The 18,607-nt window shown below is 69.1% G+C and carries 16 protein-coding genes; 12 read left to right on the top strand and 4 right to left on the bottom strand.

Annotated elements, in window-relative coordinates:
* Position 1: 1 nt before the first annotated feature.
* The 3 genes from AVR91_RS35025 to AVR91_RS35015 are packed head-to-tail and all read left to right on the top strand — an operon-like array spanning position 2 to position 3,244.
* Positions 2 to 862 (top strand): branched-chain amino acid ABC transporter permease, encoded by an 861-nt coding sequence (locus AVR91_RS35025; protein WP_063275287.1) that lies wholly within the window; start codon positions 2 to 4, stop codon positions 860 to 862.
* Complete coding sequence (locus tag AVR91_RS35020; RefSeq protein WP_063275288.1) at positions 849 to 2,552, top strand: branched-chain amino acid ABC transporter ATP-binding protein/permease; 1,704 nt, start codon at positions 849 to 851, stop codon at positions 2,550 to 2,552. Before AVR91_RS35025 ends, AVR91_RS35020 begins: the two co-directional genes overlap by 14 nt.
* Positions 2,549 to 3,244 carry an ABC transporter ATP-binding protein gene (locus tag AVR91_RS35015; RefSeq protein ID WP_063275289.1) on the top strand — a complete coding sequence of 232 codons (696 nt, stop codon included), beginning with the start codon at positions 2,549 to 2,551 and terminating at the stop codon, positions 3,242 to 3,244. The genes AVR91_RS35020 and AVR91_RS35015 overlap by 4 nt, the downstream gene beginning before the upstream one ends.
* Before the next feature lie 253 nt (positions 3,245 to 3,497).
* On the opposite strand, the gene AVR91_RS35010 is transcribed toward AVR91_RS35015, so the two are convergent.
* Together AVR91_RS35010 and AVR91_RS35005 are read right to left on the bottom strand one after the other, a co-directional pair.
* Positions 3,498 to 4,295, bottom strand: coding sequence for an SDR family NAD(P)-dependent oxidoreductase (locus tag AVR91_RS35010; protein WP_063275290.1), 798 nt, complete (start codon positions 4,293 to 4,295; stop codon positions 3,498 to 3,500).
* A gap of 15 nt (positions 4,296 to 4,310) precedes the next feature.
* Entirely contained in the window at positions 4,311 to 5,030 is a 720-nt protein-coding gene (locus AVR91_RS35005; RefSeq protein WP_063275291.1) for an SDR family NAD(P)-dependent oxidoreductase, read from the bottom strand.
* A 114-nt stretch (positions 5,031 to 5,144) separates the two neighbouring features.
* Between AVR91_RS35005 and AVR91_RS35000 the strand changes: the two genes are divergently transcribed.
* Genes AVR91_RS35000 through AVR91_RS34985 form a run of 4 tightly spaced genes read left to right on the top strand, consistent with a single transcriptional unit; the run spans position 5,145 to position 10,079 of the window.
* Positions 5,145 to 7,010 carry a primary-amine oxidase gene (locus AVR91_RS35000; RefSeq protein ID WP_063275292.1) on the top strand — a complete coding sequence of 622 codons (1,866 nt, stop codon included), beginning with the start codon at positions 5,145 to 5,147 and terminating at the stop codon, positions 7,008 to 7,010.
* Positions 7,011 to 7,020: 10 nt separating this feature from the next.
* Complete coding sequence (locus AVR91_RS34995) at positions 7,021 to 7,812, top strand: molybdenum cofactor biosynthesis F family protein (RefSeq protein ID WP_063275293.1); 792 nt, start codon at positions 7,021 to 7,023, stop codon at positions 7,810 to 7,812.
* 3 nt (positions 7,813 to 7,815) lie between these two features.
* Entirely contained in the window at positions 7,816 to 9,450 is a 1,635-nt protein-coding gene (locus tag AVR91_RS34990; protein WP_063275294.1) for an amidohydrolase, read from the top strand.
* 41 nt (positions 9,451 to 9,491) lie between these two features.
* On the top strand, positions 9,492 to 10,079 hold the full coding sequence (locus AVR91_RS34985) for a TetR/AcrR family transcriptional regulator (RefSeq protein ID WP_016333932.1): 588 nt from the start codon (positions 9,492 to 9,494) through the stop codon (positions 10,077 to 10,079).
* Positions 10,080 to 10,302: 223 nt separating this feature from the next.
* On the opposite strand, the gene AVR91_RS34980 is transcribed toward AVR91_RS34985, so the two are convergent.
* Both AVR91_RS34980 and AVR91_RS34975 read right to left on the bottom strand, forming a co-directional pair.
* A complete protein-coding gene (locus AVR91_RS34980; protein ID WP_063275295.1) occupies positions 10,303 to 11,238 on the bottom strand; it encodes an alpha/beta hydrolase in 936 nt (311 codons plus the stop codon).
* On the bottom strand, positions 11,235 to 12,221 hold the full coding sequence (locus AVR91_RS34975) for a methyltransferase family protein (protein WP_063275296.1): 987 nt from the start codon (positions 12,219 to 12,221) through the stop codon (positions 11,235 to 11,237). Before AVR91_RS34975 ends, AVR91_RS34980 begins: the two co-directional genes overlap by 4 nt.
* 234 nt (positions 12,222 to 12,455) lie before the next feature.
* Here AVR91_RS34975 and AVR91_RS34970 point away from each other — a divergent pair, with 234 nt between their 5' ends.
* The 5 genes from AVR91_RS34970 to AVR91_RS34950 are packed head-to-tail and all read left to right on the top strand — an operon-like array spanning position 12,456 to position 18,380.
* Positions 12,456 to 14,216: a dipeptide ABC transporter ATP-binding protein gene (locus tag AVR91_RS34970; RefSeq protein ID WP_063275297.1), complete on the top strand. Its 1,761-nt coding sequence runs from the start codon at positions 12,456 to 12,458 to the stop codon at positions 14,214 to 14,216.
* Entirely contained in the window at positions 14,213 to 15,793 is a 1,581-nt protein-coding gene (locus AVR91_RS34965) for an ABC transporter substrate-binding protein (protein ID WP_063275298.1), read from the top strand. Before AVR91_RS34970 ends, AVR91_RS34965 begins: the two co-directional genes overlap by 4 nt.
* On the top strand, positions 15,790 to 16,734 hold the full coding sequence (locus AVR91_RS34960; RefSeq protein ID WP_016333927.1) for an ABC transporter permease: 945 nt from the start codon (positions 15,790 to 15,792) through the stop codon (positions 16,732 to 16,734). The genes AVR91_RS34965 and AVR91_RS34960 overlap by 4 nt, the downstream gene beginning before the upstream one ends.
* Positions 16,731 to 17,651 carry an ABC transporter permease gene (locus AVR91_RS34955; RefSeq protein ID WP_063275299.1) on the top strand — a complete coding sequence of 307 codons (921 nt, stop codon included), beginning with the start codon at positions 16,731 to 16,733 and terminating at the stop codon, positions 17,649 to 17,651. The genes AVR91_RS34960 and AVR91_RS34955 overlap by 4 nt, the downstream gene beginning before the upstream one ends.
* A 36-nt stretch (positions 17,652 to 17,687) precedes the next feature.
* The gene (locus tag AVR91_RS34950; RefSeq protein WP_228709426.1) at positions 17,688 to 18,380 is read left to right on the top strand and encodes an alpha/beta fold hydrolase; all 693 of its coding nucleotides are present in this window, start codon (positions 17,688 to 17,690) and stop codon (positions 18,378 to 18,380) included.
* Positions 18,381 to 18,607: the final 227 nt, after the last annotated feature.

Below are 18,607 nucleotides of genomic sequence, written 5' to 3'. Positions count from 1 at the left end.
GATGCTGCAGGGAGCGCTGGCAGGCCTGGCCGCCGGCGGACTGTACGCGGTGCTGGCGGTATGCCTGACGCTGATGTCGCGCCTGGTGCGGGTGGTGAACTTCGCCCAGTCGGCCACCGGGATGTTCGGTTGCTACGTGGCGGTGTTCCTGTCCGTCGATCTGGGCCTGCCGATGTGGCTCGCCACCGTCGCGGGGATCGTGCTCGGCGGGCTGCTCAGCGCGCTGCTCGGCTGGATCGTGTCCACCTGGCTCGCCGAGGCGGACACCGGCACCCGCTCGGCGGTCACCGTCGCGGTGCTGCTCCTGCTGATCTCGTTGTCGTTCATCCTGTTCGGCAACAAACCGCAGCCGTTCCACCCGATCCTGGACGGTCCGGCGGTCACCGTCGGCGGGGTGGTGATCAGCCAGGTCACCGTGGTCACCGTCGCGCTGGCGATCCTGGTGGCGGTGGCGAGCCGGATCGTGCTGAGCCGGACCCCGGCGGGTGTCCAGCTCAGGGCGCTGTCGGAACGCCCGACGACCGCGGAGCTGCTGGGCATCCCGGCGAAACGGCTCAGCGTCGCGGTCTGGGCGGTCACCGGGGTGGTCAGCACGCTGGTCATCTCGATCGTGGCGCCGTCGCAGTCCAACGACGCGACGTCGCTGGCGATGCTGGTGGTCCCCGCGGCCGCGGCGGCCCTGCTCGGCGGGTTCCGCCGGCTCGACCTCGCGGTCGGGGGCGGCCTCGGCCTCGGCCTGATCCAGGGCGCGGCCGCGCAGGTCGACGGCCTTTCGGTGGTGCGGTACTTCCTGCCGTTCGCAGTGATCGTCGCGCTGCTGCTGTGGTCGCAGCGCAAGGAGGTGTGGGATGCGGCTCGCTGAACGCGGGATCCCGTTCGCGGTGGCCATCGTGGCGATCGCGGCCGGGTACGGCCTGAGCGTCGGGCTCGACGGGTACTTCGTCTACCTCGGCATGAGCGCCGTCGTCGCCGGGATCTCGTTGCTCGGGCTGGGCGTGGTCACCGGCAGCGCGGGCATGATCTCCCTGTGCCAGCTGACCTTCGGCGCCGTCGGCGCCTGGACGGTGTCGGCGCTGAACGAGGCGCAGGCGCCCGGCGGGTTCCTCACCTGGCTGGTGCTGGGCGGTCTCGCCGCCGGGCTGGTCGGGGTGCTCGTCGGGCTCCCGGCGTTGCGGCTGCGCGGGATCAACCTCGCCGTCGTCACGCTGGGCCTCGCCGCGGCGGTGGACCTCGCGCTCGTCCAGTTGCAGTTCCCTGGTGTCTCCGCCGGAATCTCGGTCGAACGGCCGGAAGCCTTCTCCGACGACCGGTCGTATTTCCAGCTCGCCGTGGTGGTGCTGGTGCTGTGCTGCCTCGCCGTGTACTTCCTGCGCCGCGGGCGCTGGGGCAGCGCCTGGCAGGCGGTGGCTTTCTCCGAACGCGGTACGGCGGCCGCCGGCACGAGCGTGCGGACGTCGAAGCTGACCGCGTTCGCCGTGAGCGCCACCCTCGGCGGGATCAGCGGCGGTCTGCTCACCGGGCAGGTCGGGGTCGCGTTCCCGGCCAGTTTCACCGCGATCCAGTCGCTGGCGCTGTACGTGCTGGCGATCATGTCGGGCGCGCATCTGATCGACATGGCCGTGTTCGGCGCGATCCTGTGGGTCGGCGTGCCGGAACTGCTCAAACGCTGGGGGATCCCGCAGGACTGGGGTTTCGTGGTGTTCGGCGTGCTCGGGGTCCAGGCGCTGGCAGGCGGCGGGAACCTGGGCACCACCGTGCGGCAGGTCTGGTATCGGAGAGCCAAGAAGGAACCGGCGAAACTCGATCTCGCCACCGGCGCGGGCGACGTCGAACCGGTCTCCCCTGGCCCACCGGTACTCACCGTCCGCGGCCTGAGCGTGAACTTCGGACACGTGGCCGCACTGTCCTCAGTGGACATTTTGGTGCCGGAGCACGGCGTGCTCGGCGTCATCGGGCCGAACGGCGCGGGCAAGTCGACGCTGGTCGACGCGATCAGCGGATTCCTGCCCAACGCCGAGGGCGCCGTCGAACTCGGTGGCCGCCCGCTGACCGGATCGCCGTCGAACCGGGCCCGCGCAGGATTGCGCCGGACGTTCCAGCAGGACCGCGTCCCGCCGGGGCTGACGGTCGGGGCGTACGTGAAGTTCCTCGCCAGGCGGCGCCTCACCGCCGACGAGATCGGCGATGCCCTGGACTTCTTCGGCTGCCCCGCCGCCCGCACCCCACTGTCGCAAGTGGACGTCGGCGCGCGCAGGCTGGTCGAGGTCGTCGGGCATCTGCTGGCCCGGCCGCGGGTCCTGCTCCTCGACGAACCCGCCGCGGGCCTTCCGCACGAGGAGCACGTCGCGTTCGGGGAACGGCTGCGGCAGGTTCCCGCGCGGTTCGAGGTTTCGGTACTGCTCATCGAGCACGACCTGGACCTGGTGCGCTCGGTCTGCGACACGATCACCGTCCTCGACTTCGGCCGGGTGCTGGCCTCCGGCCCGCAGGCCGAAGTGCTCGCCGATCCCGCCGTGCTCAAGGCGTACATGGGTGAAACGGAGATGCTGTGAACGCTTTGCGGATAGCGGGGCTGACGGTCACCCGCGGGGCGGGGCCGGTGATCCGCGACGTCGACCTGACCCTCGAGCCGGGCCGGATCACGGCGCTGGTCGGCCCCAACGGTGCCGGGAAGACCAGCCTGCTGGAGGCCGTCTCCGGCGTGGTGCCCGCCGCTTCGGGGACCGTCCACATCGGAGCCGACGAGATCACGAAGCAATCGAGGGTCACCCGAGCGCGGCGGGGTCTGGCGCATATCGAACAGGGGCGCGCGGTGTTCGGCGGCCTGACGGTGCTGGAGAACCTGATGCTGACCGCGCGCACCCGCGCGCGGGCCGACGAACTGTTCGAGGCGTTCCCCGAACTGGAGAAACGCCGCGATTCGCCGGCCGCGCTGCTCAGCGGCGGCGAACAGCAGATGGTGGTGCTGGCGCGGGCGTTCGCCGCGCGGCCGTCGTTCCTGCTGATCGACGAGATGTCGCTGGGTCTCGCGCCCGTGGTGTTCACCCGGCTGCTGCCGATGGTGACCCGGTTCGCCGAGGAGGGCGCGGCGATCCTGCTGGTCGAGCAGTTCACGCATCTGGCCCTCGGCGTGGCGAGCGACGCTGTGGTGGTTTCTTCGGCGCGGGTCACGTATGCGGGCTCGGCGCAGGCACTGCTGGACTCCCCCGGCACCCTGCACGCGGCCTACCTCGGGGAATCCTAACCGCTCGTAAGTCCGTGAAGGTCTCCTTGAGGGACTCTGGGTCCCTCAAGGAGACCTTCACGGACAGCCGAACTCGCCCTTCGCGCTGTCCGGATGTCATGAAAGGGGCGTTCAGGACACATTTCGTCCTGAACGCCCCTTTCATGACATCCCGTACCGGGCGATCACGCTCCCTAGGTCCGTGAAGGCCTCCTTCCCTACCCTCAAGGTAGTGAAGGAGGCCTTCACGGACTTCACACACGCAACACCGTCGCTAAGAACCCATCCCCGCCCGTTCGAAAGCGAGCGTCGGCAGATCCACCGCATGCGCGCCGCCGTCCGCCACGATCACCGCACCGGTGATGTACGACGACTCCGAAGACCCCAGGAACCGCACGATCGAAGCGATCTCCTCCGGTTCGGCGGGACGCCGCAGCGGGACCTCGGCGGTCACGCGCCGGTAGCCCTCGTCGTGGCCGCCGTCGAAGCCCGCGGCTTCGGCGAACTGGTCCATCTCGCCGTCCGCCATCGGTGTGCGAACCCAGCCGGGACAGACCGCGTTCGCGCGGACGCCCTTCGGTCCGTAGTCGCGGGCGATCGAACGCGTCAGCCCGATCAGCGCGTGCTTCGCGACGGTGTAGCCGGCGACGTTCGGCCCGGCGAACAGCCCGGCCAGCGACGACACGACGACGACCTGGCCACCGGTTTCGATCAGCGACGGCAGCGTGGCCCGGCAGAACACGAACGCGCTCGACAGGTTCGAGCGCAGCGCCAGCTCCCATTCCTCGTCACCGGTGTCGACCACGGAGGACAGCCCGTGCCCACCGGCGTTGGCCACCACGACGTCCAGCCTGCCGAACTTGCCGACGATTTCCGCCACGGCGTTCTCGGCGGCTTCGCGATCGCTGGCGTCGCACGAGATGACGTGCGCACCGGTTTCGGCGGCCACCTTCTCCAGCGGCTCGAGCCGCCGTCCGAGCACCACCACCTGGGCACCTTCGTCGGCGTACCGGCGGGCGACCGCGGCACCGATTCCGGTACCGCCACCCGTGATCGCGACAACCTTCTTCACTTGCGGAGTCCTTTCTTAAGCGGGAAAACCGGAGCGGGCCGAGACACCGAAGTCGGCGAGCACGGCCTGGCCGTTGACCGCCCGCGAACGCGCGGACGCGAGATGGAGCACCTGCCAGGCGACCTCTTCCGGAGCCTGCACCGGAAACGCGGGATCGTCGAGCACCTCGCCGAGATCGCCGCGCGCCATCGGGGTGTCGACCACCGACGGGCAGACGCAGTTCACCCGGACGCCGGGGAGATCGACCGCGAGTGCCCTGGTCATCGCGACCACAGCGCCTTTCGAAGCGCAGTACGGGACCATGCCGGGCGCACTGGTGAACGCCGAGTCGCTGGCCAGCAGCACCACCGAGCCACCCGACGCGGTGAGCCAGGGCGCGGCGTGTTTGACCAGCAGGAACTGGCCGGTCACATTGACCGCCATGAGCGCGGCGAACTCCGCCGCGGACGTTTCGGTGACCGGCGTTCCCACCGGACCGGAGATCCCGGCGCAGCCGACCACGACGTCGAGCCCGCCGAAGCGGCTCACGACGGTGTCGATCGCGGCGGCCACCGACGGCTCGTCGGTCACGTCGGCCTCGAGCGCCAGGAGCCCGTCGGCCAGGGTGGGAACGGGCGCCTGGTCGAGGGCGCCGACCCGCGCGCCCTCGGCGAGGAAGGCCTGGACGCAGGCAAGGCCGATACCGGATGCCGCGCCGGTCACCAGCACGGCCTTGCCCGCGAGCTCCAGTCCCATGAAGTCATCCTCCGGTCCGGACCTTTCACGGAGCTTGGCCGTCAGTGCATCCTTCTTGTCCGCAGCCGCACGACGGCCTTTTCAGCCGGAGCCGGACCGGCAAGACTGCGAAGTATGACCAGGCCGCATCCACTCGACCCGCTGACCGCCGACGAACTCACCGCAGGCCGAGCGATCCTGACCGCCGAAGGCCTGCTCACCGCCACCACCCGGTTCCCCGCCGTGCTGCCGGTGGAGCCGGAGAAGAGCGACGCCGCCCCCGACCGCCGCGTCCGGTACACGCTGCTGGACACCGCGACCGGTGAGGCCCGCGACGTGGTCGTTTCGCTGGCGAAACGCGAAGTGGTCTCCACCGAGGACTGCGGCCCGGGCCAGCCCGCGTACCTGTTCGAGGAGTACGACCTCGCCGCGTCGATCACCAAGGCGTCGCCCGAATGGCAGGCCGCGATGGAGCGGCGCGGCCTCGGCGACCGGATCGGGCACGCCTTCTGCGCTCCCCTGGCGCCCGGGTTCTTCGGCAGGCCGGACGAGACCGGCCGGGTCATCCGCTCGCTGACGTTCCTGCGTGACGACGAGTCCGACAGCCCGTGGGCGCATCCCGTCGAGGGCCTGATCGTCCACATCAACCTGACCGAGCAGCGCGTCATCCGCGTCGAGGACGAGGGCGACGTCCCCGTGCCGCCGGAGCACGGCCGCTACGACGGTGTCCAGGCCCGCACCACGCTCAAGCCGATCGAGATCACCCAGCCGGAGGGTCCGAGCTTCACCGTCGACGGCAATGAAGTCACCTGGGAGGGTTGGAAACTCCGCGTCGGCTTCAACGCCCGCGAAGGTCTGACGTTGCACCAGGTCGGCTTCCAGGACCGGTCGGTGCTGCATCGCGCGTCGGTACCGGAGATGGTGGTGCCCTACGGCGACACCGCGCCCGGCCGGTTCTGGATCAGCTACTTCGACGCGGGCGAGTACCTGCTCGGCAAGAACGCGAACGACCTGCGGCTGGGCTGCGACTGTCTCGGCGTCATCCACTACTTCCCCGCGTTCGTCGCCGACGACCACGGCCACCCGGTCGAGATCCCGCGCGCGATCTGCATGCACGAGGAGGACTACGGGATCCTCTGGAAGCACACGGATCTCGACGGCCGCGCCGAGGTCCGCCGGTCGCGGCGGCTGGTGATCTCGTCGATCTCCACCATCGGCAACTACGACTACGGCTTCTTCTGGTACCTCTACCTCGACGGCACCGTGGAACTGGAGGCGAAGGCCACCGGCATCGTGTTCGCCGGCGCCGCGCATCCCGGCACGGATCACCCGCACGCCAACGAAATCGCGCCCGGCCTGTTCGCGCCGGTGCACCAGCACCTGTTCTGCGCGCGGCTCGACGTGGCGATCGACGGCGAACGCAACTCGCTCGTCGAGGTCGACGTCGAACGCGTGCCCATGGGCGAGCAGAACCCGTACGGCAACGCGTTCACCTGGAAGGAAACCCCGCTGCGGACCGAACAGGAGGCCCAGCGGTTCGCGGATCCGGCCAAGGCACGCGTCTGGGAGATCCGCAGCGCGGAGCGCACCAACCGCCTCGGCTCCCCCACCGCGTACCAGCTCGTGCCGCAGCCGTCCGCGACCCTGATGGCGCAGCCGGAATCGACCGTCCACCAGCGGGCGACGTTCGCCACCCGTCACCTGTGGGCGACGCCGTACCGCGCGGACGAACGCTTCCCGGCCGGCGACCGCCCGAACGCGCATCCGGGTGGCGCGGGGTTGCCCGACTGGACCGCCGCCGACCGCGACCTCACCGACACCGATCTCGTGCTGTGGCACGTGTTCGGTCCGACCCATATCCCGCGTCCGGAGGACTGGCCGGTCATGCCGGTCGACTACTCCGGTTTCTCCCTGCGCCCCTACGGGTTCTTCGACCGAAACCCGGCATTGGACCTGCCTTCCGGCGCCTCCGCTGATCACTGTTCCGCCCACGAGCACTAGGACGCTTTCCATGCCCGAACTGACCCTGTCCGACACCTCCACCTGGCTGCCGCTGGACGGACTCGCCCCCGGCTTCGACGCGAACAAGGCGCCCACGGTCGGCGACCTGCACGGCCGCTCGTTCGAACTCGCCTGCGAAGACGGCACCACGTTCACCGCCGCCTTCTCCGGCACCCGGATCGAGTGGACCTACCACGGCGAGGGCACCGACCGCTGCGAGACGTTCCTGGTCGACGACGACCTGTACTACGTCCAGTTCCACCCGCTGGCCAGGCAGGACGAGGCGTTCACCCTGCTGCTGGACCTGCGCCGTGGCCGGGCGCTGCTGGTGCTGAGCAAGATCGGCGACACCTCGCCCCGGGTCACGCAGTCCTTCGTGGCCGCCACGATCGGCGGTATCGAGCCGACCGGCGAATCGCTCGCCCCGACCACGTCGCTGGTCGGGCGCCGGGTGCTGTGGGTGTACAGCACGGAGCACGCCTACGAGCACGTGTACCTCAGCCCGCACTGGTACACGTGGCAGTGCCTGGCCGGGCCGGAGCGGGGGCTCGCGGACACCGACGAGAACTCGGTCTACGAGCTGCGGCCGGGCATCTACGTCTTCGCCTGGCGGGAGAAGGTGATCCCGTGCGCCTCGGTGACCGTCGCCGACCACCGGGACGCGAAACGGCTGCGGTCGCACGGTGTCCTTTTCGGACTGGACGCCGGCGGGAGCACGCCCACCCACTTCACCTTCGGCGCGCACGGCAAGCTGCTCAGCACCACCGTGCACCCCGAGGCGTACGACCCGGCCGGGAGCTGAGCCTTGACCGCCGACATCGTCCTCACCAACGCCACGGTGTACACAGTGGACGGTCACCGCCCTTGGGCGTCGTCACTGGCGATCAAGGACGGCAAGGTGCTGTCGCTGGAGGACATCGAGCGCGGGCCGAGCACCGAGGTCGTCGACCTCGGCGGCGCGTTCGTGATGCCCGGTCTGGTCGACGTGCACAACCATCACGCCCTGGCCGGGCGCGCGGCGCTGTTCGAGCTGAACTTCGGCCTCGACGCGGGCCTGGACGACATCCTCGCCGCGGTCCGCGCGCGGGCCGCGGGGCTCGGACCGGACGAGTGGGTGGTCGGCGGCGCCTGGGCGTCCACCCTGGTCGGCACCCTTTCGCGGGTTTCGGCCCGGCACGCGCTCGACGAGGCCGCCGGCGGGCGTCCGGTCATGCTTTCGGACGACAGCAGGCACAACCGCTGGGTGAGCAGCCGGGCTTTGGAGCTCGCGGGTGTCACGGCCACGACACCCGATCCGGTGGGCGGGGAGATCGTCCGGGATCCCGGCACCGGGGAACCCGTCGGGGTTCTGCTCGAAGCGGCGGGTGTCGCGGTCGAGCGGGCACTCAGCGAGACACGGACGCTCACCGCGGAGCAGCACGTGGCGGCGTCGCGGCACGGGATCGGCACGCTGCATTCGTACGGGGTCACCGCGTTCCAGGACGCGGGGGTCTCCGCGGACATCCTGGGCGCGCTCAAAGCGCTCGACGACGCCGGCGAGCTGCACGCCTGGGTCGTCTCGTCGCTGCTGATCAACGACCCGATCTTCGGTTTCGACCCGATCGGGGCACCGTTGCTGGAGGTCGCCGGGCAGTACCGGAGCGAGCACCACCGGCCGGACTTCGTGAAGATCTTCCTCGACGGTGTGCCCCCGACGCGGACAGCGGCCTTCCTGGAGCCGTACCTGCCGGACGCCGCGCACGGCGCCTGCCACCACGGCGCCACCACCATGCCGGGTGACGAACTCGTGGGCTGGCTGCGCACGGCGGCCGCGGCTGGGCTGTCGGCGAAGGTGCACTGCACCGGGGACGCGTCGGTGCGCGCGACGCTCGACGCCGTCGAGAAGGTGCGCGCCGAGGGCTTCGCCGACGCGCGTTTCCAGGTCGCGCACGGCCAGTTCGTGCATCCCGACGATCTCCCGCGCTTCGCCGCGCTCGGTGTCGCCGCGGACATCTCGCCGTTCCTGTGGGTCCCCGGGGTCATCCCGGCGGCCATCGCCGAGGTGCTGCCCGGCGAGCGGGCCGGGCGGATGCAGCCGAACCGGTCGCTGCTGGACGAGGGAGCGCTGGTGGCCGGCGGTTCGGACTGGCCGGTCAGCGAGTCGCCGAACGCCTGGGAAGGCATCCACGGCCTGGTCACGCGCCAGGATCCGACCGGCACGTTCCCCGGCGCGCTGTGGCCGGAGCAGGCGATCACCCTGGCCGAGGCGATCGAGGTCTTCACCCTGGCCGCCGCCCGCGCGATGGGGCTGGGCGACGTCGCCGGCTCGCTGACCCCCGGGAAGTCGGCGGATTTCGTCGTACTGGACCGCGATCCGTTCGAGACCGATCCCTCCGCGCTCGTCAAGACAAAGGTGACGCAAACGTGGTTCGCCGGGCACCGCGTGTATCACCAGGCCTGATCTCCTACACTGGTAGAAGAACCAGTGCGGGAGGTCTGCCGATGCCGAAGATCATCGACCACGACGAGCGGCGCAGCCATATCGTCGACGTCACCTGGGATTTGATCACCCAGGGCGGGATCGAGGCCGCCACCATGCGCGAGATCGCGGCGGCCGCCGGCTTCGCCAACGGCGCGCTCAAGCTGTACTTCCCGAGCAAGGAAGACATCATCCAGGCCACCTACGAACGCGCGCTCGGCATGATGCGCGAGTACGTGGAGCTGGACGAGCTGCGCGGGCTGACCGCGCTCCGCGAGCTGTGCGTCTCGTCGATGCCCATCGACGAGGACCGCATCGCCGCGGGGCGCGTCCTGCTCACCTTCTGGCAGCTGTCGCTGACCAACCCGAAGCTGCAGGACAAATACCTCGAGCACATCCGCTCGTGGCGGGGCCTGCTGCACCGGTATCTCACCGAGGGCCGCGAGGACGGCGACATCGTCACCGAGACGCCCGACGAGCAGCTGGTCGACGAGGTCGTGCTGATCAACGCCGGGGCGAACGTGATGAGCCTGGTCGCCGGGGAGTTCTCGACGATCGCCCTGCAGCGGCAACACCTGGAGTCCTTCTTCGCGCGCCTGACCCGCCCCTGACGGACACTTTCCCCACATCTCACGCAGTGACCTGGCCTGTTCGCCGAACTCCCAGACGTGACTCGCGTGCTTGGAGGCGGATCTCGCGTGCTTGAAGACCGAACACGCGAGATCCGCCTCTGATCACGCGTGTTCGGTCTCCAAGCACGGGTGCGCGGTGTTCAAGCACGCGAGATCGGCTTCCGGCCACCGTCTTGGCCGCTGATAGACCGCATTCAGAGAACTAAACGCGGCGGTCGAAGGTCCGGGTCAGGAAACTCGCCACGTGCCGATGCGAGCGCGGTGAAGCGGGAAGATCCGTGTACAGACCGTAGAAACCGTGGATCTGGCCCGAATACCGCGTCATCTCCACCTGGGTCCCCGCGTCGGTCAGGCGCCGCGCGAACTCCTCGCCTTCGTCCCGCAGGACGTCGTACTCGGCCGTGAGCACCAGCGCCGGCGGGAGCCGGGTCAGATCGTCGGAGCGCAACGGCAGCAGGTACGGATCGTTCAGGTGAGCCGGATCCGACGCGTACTGCTCGAAGAAGAACCGCATCGCCCCGGCGGTCATGCCGAAGCCCTCGGCGAAGTCCACATAGGACCGGAACCCGTCGTCCGGGTGACCGAAGACCGGGCAGATCAGCACCTGCGCGGCCACCGGCGGGCCGCCCCGGTCGCGGGACATCATCGAGACCACCGTCGACAGGTTGCCGCCCGCGCTTTCGCCGCCGATCGCGATCCGCGCCCCGTCCACCGACGGACCGGCACCGCCCGAGGCCAGCCATTCGACGACGGCGTAGCAGTCGTCCGGAGCCGCCGGGAACGGGTGCTCGGGCGCGAGCCGGTAGTCGACCGCGACGACCGCAACCCCGGCCGCGTTGCACACCGCCCGCGACGCTACCTCGTTCTCGTCGATCGACCCGATCGTCCAGCCACCACCGTGGATCCAGACGAACGCGGGCACCGGCGCCGTGGCCTCCGGCAGATAGATCCGCACCCGCACTCCGGAAGGCAGCACGTGGTCGGTCACCGAAGCGACCTCTTCGACCGAATCGGGACGCCGCCACGAAGCGGCGAACGCGGCGCGCAACTCGGGAGCCGTCAGCGGCCCAGCTGGAGCCTCCGAGGGAGTGCTGCGGGCCAGCAGTTCCTTGACCGCGGGATCGAGGGTCACGGTCACACCGCTTCCGCGACGAGCACCCGCGGGCTGCCCGGCAGCGCGAGCCGGCCGGTGACCCGCCAGCCCGCCTCGTCCAGCCAGTCACGGACTTCGGCCTCCGGGTAGACGACCGTCCCGTCGATGACGAGGTACTCCCCCGCGTGCAATGCGTCGATCGGCCGCTGGACGGCGTCGTCGTCGAGGAAGAAGTCGAGCAGCAGCAACGTCGCCCCCGGCGCGGCGGCGGCGCGGGCGTTGCGCAGGATCCCGGCGTTCTGCTCGGCGTCGAAACGGTGGACGACGTGGTTGACCATCACCAGGTCGAACTCGCCCTCGGGACGCGCGGTGGGCGTCTCCGCCCCGATGACGGTCGCGCGGTCCGCGAGCCCGGCTTCGGCCGCCGCGGTGGTGACCGACTCGGTGAAACCCGGATCGAAGACGAACGTGGTGTGCAGCCCGTCGTTGGCCTTCATGGCTTCGACGGCGAACGCGCTCGACAGGCCGCCGAGATCCAGCGCTTTGCGATGGGAGCCGAAATCGTAGGCGCCGCCCAGCATCTTGGCGTGCAGGGCGTTATACGTCATGACTCCTGCCATGAACGTGCCCCAGCGCGCGTCGTCCATCTCCAGCTTGCCCGGCTCGCCGCTGTCGGCCGTGTGACCGAACTGCAGCCAATGCGGGTAGCTGATCGAGTCCAGGAAGGTGAGGAACGGCGCCAGATCGAGCTCTCCGCCGCCGAGGTACTCCGCGGCGTCCTCGGCCAGTGCGTAGCGTCCGTCCACACGGGACAGCAGCTTGAGTGATGACATGGCGTCACCGAGGATGCGGGTGATCTTCTCCGGTTTGCCGGTCTTCTCCGCCAGTTCCGCGGCGGTCAAGGGCCCGCCGGCGAGCGCGGTGAACAGGCCGGTCCGGCTCGCCGCGAAGAGTTGCTTGGCCGCCATGTACCCCACGGCGATGTCCACGATCCGCTCGGGACCGGCAGTCTTGGTCGACCCGCTCACGGGTGCCCTCCTTAGCTCGTTTCCGCCGAGAGTCTACAGACGTAGACAAAAGAATCCAGTGCAAGTTTTCGCCCACCACCAGGAAAAACCCGCCGGATATCAACTTCCTACATTCGTAGAATATACCCATTGACAGCGCACTCCCCCGGTGTCAACATGCGTAGAACTACCCCCGCCGGAGGTCCGTTCCCCGGCAGTGCGGTCCGCTCCGGGCGGGCTCGGGAAAGGGGATTCATGACCCTGCTCGAATTACGAGAACTCACCGTCGGTGTGATCGCCGACGAAACCGAACGCGAACTGGTGCGCGAACTTTCGTTCGACCTCGACCAAGGCCGGACACTCTGCGTGGTCGGCGAATCCGGCAGCGGTAAAACGGTGACGGCCTTGTCGATCATCCGGTTACTGGAGTTCGTCGCGCCGGTGTTCACCCGCGGCGAGATCAGCGTCGACGGCGTGGATCTCACGCGGCTTTCCGCCGACGAGATGCGCGCGTACCGCGGCCCGCGGATCGGCATGATCTTCCAGGAGGCGCTGGATTCGCTCAATCCCAGCCAACGCGTCGGCAAGCAGCTGATCGAGGCCTACCGGAAGCCCGGTTCCCTGCCGCGACAAGCCGCGCGCAAGGGCACGCCGTTGCACCGCGAGGCCGAGGCGAAAGCCCGAGGCCTCTTGAAGGAGGTCGGTCTCACCGACACCGACCGCGTGCTTTCCCTGTATCCGCACCAGATGTCGGGCGGCATGCAGCAGCGCGTGATGATCGCGCTGGCCCTGATGGCCGACCCGAGCCTGCTGATCGCCGACGAGCCGACCACCGCACTGGACGTGACCACGCAGGCGGAGATCCTCACCCTGTTCGACCGCGTCCGCCGCGACCACGGCACCGCATGCGTCTTCATCACGCACGACATGGGCGTGGCCGCGCAGGTGGCGGACCGGATCGCGGTGATGTACCGGGGCGAACTGGTCGAGCTCGGGTCCACAGAGGACATTCTTCATTCGCCGAAGCATCCGTACACCAAGGCGTTGCTCGACTGCGTCCCGCAGCTCGGGGTGAGCAGGCGCGACGGCTTCCCCACCATCTCCGAGGCACTGCTCGAAGCGGCGATGAACGGCGAATCGGCGGTCGCGACCGAAACCAGGTCGTTGAGCCTTCCGCAGACCAGGGAGACGAACGACGGCACCGCGCTCGTCATCGACTCGGTGTCCAAAGTGTACGGACGGCGCGGCCGGTTCTCGCTGAGCCGAGAGCCCGAGGTGCACGCGGTCAAGGACGTCTCGCTGGAGATCGCGCCGGGTGAGTTCTTCGGCCTGGTCGGGGAATCCGGTTCGGGCAAGACCACGCTCGGCCGCCTGGTGAGCGCGCTGGAAAGCCCGACCGAAGGCAGCATCGCCTTCGGTGAACACCGGTGTACGCCGTCCGGTCTCGAAGGCGACGAGCGCGCGTTCCGCCGCCGCGCGCAGCTCATCTTCCAGGATCCGCAGAGCTCGCTCGATCCCCGGCACACCGCCGCAAGGATCATCGCCGAGCCGCTGCGGGAACTCACCGGCCTCCGCGGCGCGGAACTCGACCGCCGCGTCACCGAACTCATCGACGAGGTCGGGCTTCCCACCGACACCGCGAAGAAACTGCCTTCGCAGCTCTCCGGCGGGCAACGGCAGCGCGTCTCGATCGCCCGCGCGATCGCGGCCGAACCCGACCTCATCGTCGCCGACGAGCCGACCTCCGCGCTCGACGTCTCGGTGCAGGGCCAGGTGATGAACCTATTGCTGGACCTGCGGCGCACCCGCGCGCTCAGCTTCCTGTTCATCACGCACAACCTCAGCCTGGTGCTGTCGGTCGCCGACCGGGTCGGCGTGATGTACCGGGGCGGACTGATCGAGATCGGCGAACCGGACGAGATCCGGCTCCACCCCCGGCACGAGTACACCCGCCGTCTCCTCGCGGCGAATCCAGAACTGCCCGCCCACCCCCACACTGGAGTGCGGAACCCATGAGACGAACCCTGACCTCGGCCGCCCTCGGCCTGGCGACCGTCCTGCTGCTCAGCTCGTGTATGGGAGGGCAGGCCGGTGGTGGCGCGGCGGACGGGCCCCCGAAGCCCGGCGGAAACCTGAACGTCGCCGTGCCCACCGATCCGCAGTCGCTCGACATGGTCGCGAACCCCGGCCAGGTGACCGCGCATATCGGCAACATGATGTACGAGAAGCTGTTCGAGGTGGACCGCGGCTTCACCGCCCGGCCCATGCTGGTCGAGGACTACACCACCAGCCCGGACCGCCTCACCTACACCTTCAAGCTCCGCCAGGGCGTCACCTTCCACGACGGCAACCCGCTGACGTCCGAGGACGTCGTCGCGAGCCTGAAGCGGTGGCAGCAGGTACACCGCACCGGTCAGCTGGTCACGCCGGACATCGACGCGATCACCCCGACCGATCCGGCGACGGTGACCATCAAGCTCAAGAAGCCGCGCTACCCGCTGATCAACGAACTCGCCGGCGCGGGCACGGAGATCTACGAGGCGAAGAACCTCACCGGTGTCGCACCGACCGGCTTCGCCCAGGACAAGGCGATCGGGACCGGGCCGTACAAGCTGAAGAGCTGGGACATCGGCCGTGAACTGGTGCTGGAGCGGTACACCGGCTACAAGTCGCGGTCCGAAGAGGACTGGGGCGGGCAGGCGGGCGCCAAGCACGCGTACCTCGACACCGTGACCTACAAGGTGGTCTCCGATCAGGACGCGCTGATCAACGGCCTTCAGACCGGCCAGTGGGACCACATCATGCCCACGAACGACCAGTACGAGCCGCTGCGCAACAACCCGGCCGTGGTCGTGCACAACCTGCCCGGCGGCAACGACAACGTGGTGATCCCGAACTTCAACACCGGTTCGAAGTTCGCCGACCCCCGTGCCCGCGAAGCGCTGAACCTGCTGCTGGACAAGCCCGCGATCAACGCGGCCACCGGTGGCAGCAAGGATCTCACCGTCGAGACCGGCGCCTTCGCCTCGCCGGACAACAAGCAGTTCTATTCCACCGCGGGCGAAGAGGTCTACAAGGCGCACGACCCGGAGAAGGCGAAGCAGCTGCTGGCCGCGGCGGGGATCACCGCCGGCGCGACCATCCGCATCGTCACCACGAACTCGTACCCGGAGTTCGGCAAGTGGGCCGTGCTGATCCAGGACAGCCTGTCGAAGATCGGCATCAACACCAAGATCGACACCTTCGACTTCGCCACCATGCTCGGCACGCTGACCAAGGAGCCGGGTGGCTGGGACATCACCACCCTGTTCTTCGATTCGGCGCTGACCTCGCCCGCGCAGATGCCCGCGCTCACCCTGGGCACGCTGAACGGTTCGACCTCGCCCGAGCTGGATGGACTCATGGCGGAGTTCAACGCCTCGACCACTCCTGAGCAGGCGAAGGCGGTGGTGGACAAGCTGCAGGCGTTCACCTGGAAGCAGCTTTCGGTGATCACGCTGAGCCAGTCGAAGCTGTACGCGGCCTACTCCCCCAAGCTCAAGGGTTACGGCGACTTCTACCGCGTCTTCTGGAACACCTGGCTGGCGTCATGACCGGTCTGCTGCTGCGCAGGCTGCGCGATCTGCTGATCATCCTGGTGATCGTCGGGACGATGATGTTCTTCGTCATCCGGCTGATCCCCGGCGATCCGGCGCAGGCCATCCTCGGCCCGACCGCGCGACCATCCGATGTGGACGCGCTGCGGGAGAGCATGGGGCTGAACGGCCCGCTGTGGGAGCAGTACCTGACGTGGGCCGGGAACGTGCTGCACGGCGACTTCGGCACGTCGATCACCTATCACGCGCCGGTGCTCGGCGTTGTCGCCGACCACATCCTGCCGACGTTGACGCTGGCCGTGCTCTCGACGGTGATCAGCTTCTTCCTCTCGGTCGCGATCACCTCGTGGCAGGCGGTGTCGCCGCGCAACCCGGTGGCGCGGGCGCTGGACCGGCTGTCCGCGCTGGGCATGGCGATGCCGGACTTCTGGATCTCGCTGATGCTCGTGCTCGTGTTCTCGGTGACGCTGCGCTGGTTCCCTTCCAGCGGCTACGAAAACCTCTTCACCGATCCGGCGACGGCGGTGCCCGCGCTGGTGCTGCCGCTGACCGTGCTGGTCATCGGGCAGACCGCGTTGTTCGTGCTCACCCTGCGGGAAAGCCTGCTCGGCGAGCTGCCGCTGGCGTATCTGCGCACCGCGCGGGTCAAGGGCCTGTCGGAACGGCAGGTGATGACCAAACACGTCCTGCCGAACGCGCTGATGCCGCTGATCACCCAGCTGGGCAGCAACTTCGCCATGCTGGTCGGCGGCATCGTGATCATCGAGTCCATCTTCGTCGTGCCGGGGCTCGGCCATCTGCTGATGGGCGCGGTGTCCACCCGCGACTTCCCGCTGATCCAGGGCGTGACGCTGTTCGTCGCGGTGCTGTTCGTGCTGGTCAACCTGCTGGTGGACCTGTCGTACGCGCTGCTCGACCCGAAGGTGCGTGTCTCGTGAGCGTCGCTCTCGTGGAAAAGACGTCGCCGGTGCGTGAGAAGCCGTCGTCCGGCCGCGCGGCCAAAGTGTTCCGCCGCAACCGGATGCTGGTGATCACCACGGCCATCCTTGCGGTGATCGTCCTGGCCGTGATCGTGCTGCCGTTCTTCCTGCCGAGCGTCAGCGCGACCGACCCGGTGAACCGGCTGCTGCCACCGTCGGCGGCGCATCCGCTCGGCACGGACTCGTTCGGCCGTGACGTGCTCGCCCGCCTGGTCTCCGGCGGGCGGGCGTCGCTCGGGCTGTCCGCGCTGATCACCCTGTGCGCGGCCTTCACCGGCCTGGTGATCGGGCTGATCAGCGGGTTCTTCCGGGCGGCCGACGCGGTGCTGATGCGGGTGATGGACGCCTGGATGTCGTTCCCGGCGATCATCCTCGCGATGGCGCTGGCGATCTCGCTCGGCGCGAGCATCTGGACCGAGCTGATCGCGCTGACGGTGATCTTCACGCCGTTCACCGCCCGCGTCATCCGAAGCCGGGTGCTCGGCATCGCCGGCCGTGCCTACATCGGCGCGGCGCGGGTTTCGGGGATGAGCCGGTGGAAGATCCTCGTCGTGCACGTGTTCCCGAACGTGCTGCCGCTCGCGCTGGTGCAGGTGGTGATCCTGTCCGCGGCGGCGATGCTGGTGGACGGGGCGATGAGCTTCCTCGGCCTCGGTATCGCTCCCCCGACCCCGACCTGGGGCAACATGATCGCCGAAGGCCGGTCGTACCTGGTGCAGGCGCCCTGGCTGGTGATCGCGCCCGGCGTGACGATCATGGTGTGCGTCTTCCTGCTGAACCTCATCGGATCGTCGCTGCGGATCGCCGTCGACGCCCGCGCGCGGACGCTGAGCGAGATGCAGCGCCTGCGCACCCGCCGTCCCTCCGGCAGCTGAGAAAGGATCCCGTTGTCTGCCACTACTTCCTTGGCCGTGCGCCGATTCGCCCCCGAAACCGTCTCGGGGCCGCCGGTGCTCCTGGTGCACGGATTCGCCTCCGACGGGCACACCGACTGGATCACCACCGGATGGCCCGCCGCGCTCACCGCCGCGGGCCGGGAGGTGGTGATACCGGACCTTCCCGCGCACGGCTCCAGCCCCGCCCCGACGGGTTCGCTCGGTGCCGCCGCGATCACCGCGGAACTGTCGCGGCTCGTCGCCGATCTGTCCGAAGTGGACGTCGTCGGGTATTCGCTGGGCGCGCGGCTGTCTTGGGAGCTGCCCGCCCAGGCCCCGGTGCGGCGGCTCGTGCTCGCCGGGGTGAGCCCGTTCGAACCGTTCGGCGCCGTCGACGTGGCGGCCGCGCTGGCCTTCGCCGGTGGCGGCAAGGCGCCGTCGGATCCGCTGACCGGGATGATCGCGCATATGATCACCGCGCCGGGACGGAATCCGGCCGCACTCGCTCGGTGCATCGAGGATCTGCGTGCGGAGCCGTTCGCGCCGGTTCTTGGCGCGGTGTCGGTGCCGACCCGGTTCGTGGCGGGGGTGGAGGATCCGGTGAGCCAGGGCATCGAGACGTTGGTGGAGCTGGTGCCGGGATCCTCGCTCGTGCGGGTGCCCGGGGATCACGGTGGGGCTTTGCGGAGTCCGGAGTTCAAGGCGGCCGTGCTCGACTTCCTCGGCTGAGGATTGCGCTTGTGTCATGAAAGGGTCGTTCAGGACATCATTCGTCCTGAACGACCCTTTCATGACATCCGGAGCGTGGTGCGGGCGGCCCCGTCGCGTTGCGAAAGCCACTTTCGCAACGTTGAAGGTTGCGAAAGTGGCTTTCGCAACGTCTCCCCCTCGCGACGCTCCCTTCCCCGCCCCTTTACGCCTCCCGAGACACGACCGACGCCATGAACGGTCCGTTC

The organism is Amycolatopsis keratiniphila subsp. keratiniphila (assembly GCF_001620365.2).
GTDB classification, from domain to species: domain Bacteria; phylum Actinomycetota; class Actinomycetes; order Mycobacteriales; family Pseudonocardiaceae; genus Amycolatopsis; species Amycolatopsis keratiniphila.
This window is presented reverse-complemented; position numbering and strand designations above follow the sequence as displayed.

Coding starts and splice junctions, on each gene's coding strand:
- AVR91_RS34965 (WP_063275298.1), top strand. CDS start 14,213: ATGAGACGAACCCTGACCTCGGCCGCCCTCGGCCTGGCGACCGTCCTG.
- AVR91_RS35005 (WP_063275291.1), bottom strand. CDS start 5,030: ATGGGACTGGAGCTCGCGGGCAAGGCCGTGCTGGTGACCGGCGCGGCA.
- AVR91_RS35020 (WP_063275288.1), top strand. CDS start 849: ATGCGGCTCGCTGAACGCGGGATCCCGTTCGCGGTGGCCATCGTGGCG.
- AVR91_RS35025 (WP_063275287.1), top strand. CDS start 2: ATGCTGCAGGGAGCGCTGGCAGGCCTGGCCGCCGGCGGACTGTACGCG.
- AVR91_RS34995 (WP_063275293.1), top strand. CDS start 7,021: ATGCCCGAACTGACCCTGTCCGACACCTCCACCTGGCTGCCGCTGGAC.
- AVR91_RS35000 (WP_063275292.1), top strand. CDS start 5,145: ATGACCAGGCCGCATCCACTCGACCCGCTGACCGCCGACGAACTCACC.
- AVR91_RS34960 (WP_016333927.1), top strand. CDS start 15,790: ATGACCGGTCTGCTGCTGCGCAGGCTGCGCGATCTGCTGATCATCCTG.
- AVR91_RS34985 (WP_016333932.1), top strand. CDS start 9,492: ATGCCGAAGATCATCGACCACGACGAGCGGCGCAGCCATATCGTCGAC.
- AVR91_RS34970 (WP_063275297.1), top strand. CDS start 12,456: ATGACCCTGCTCGAATTACGAGAACTCACCGTCGGTGTGATCGCCGAC.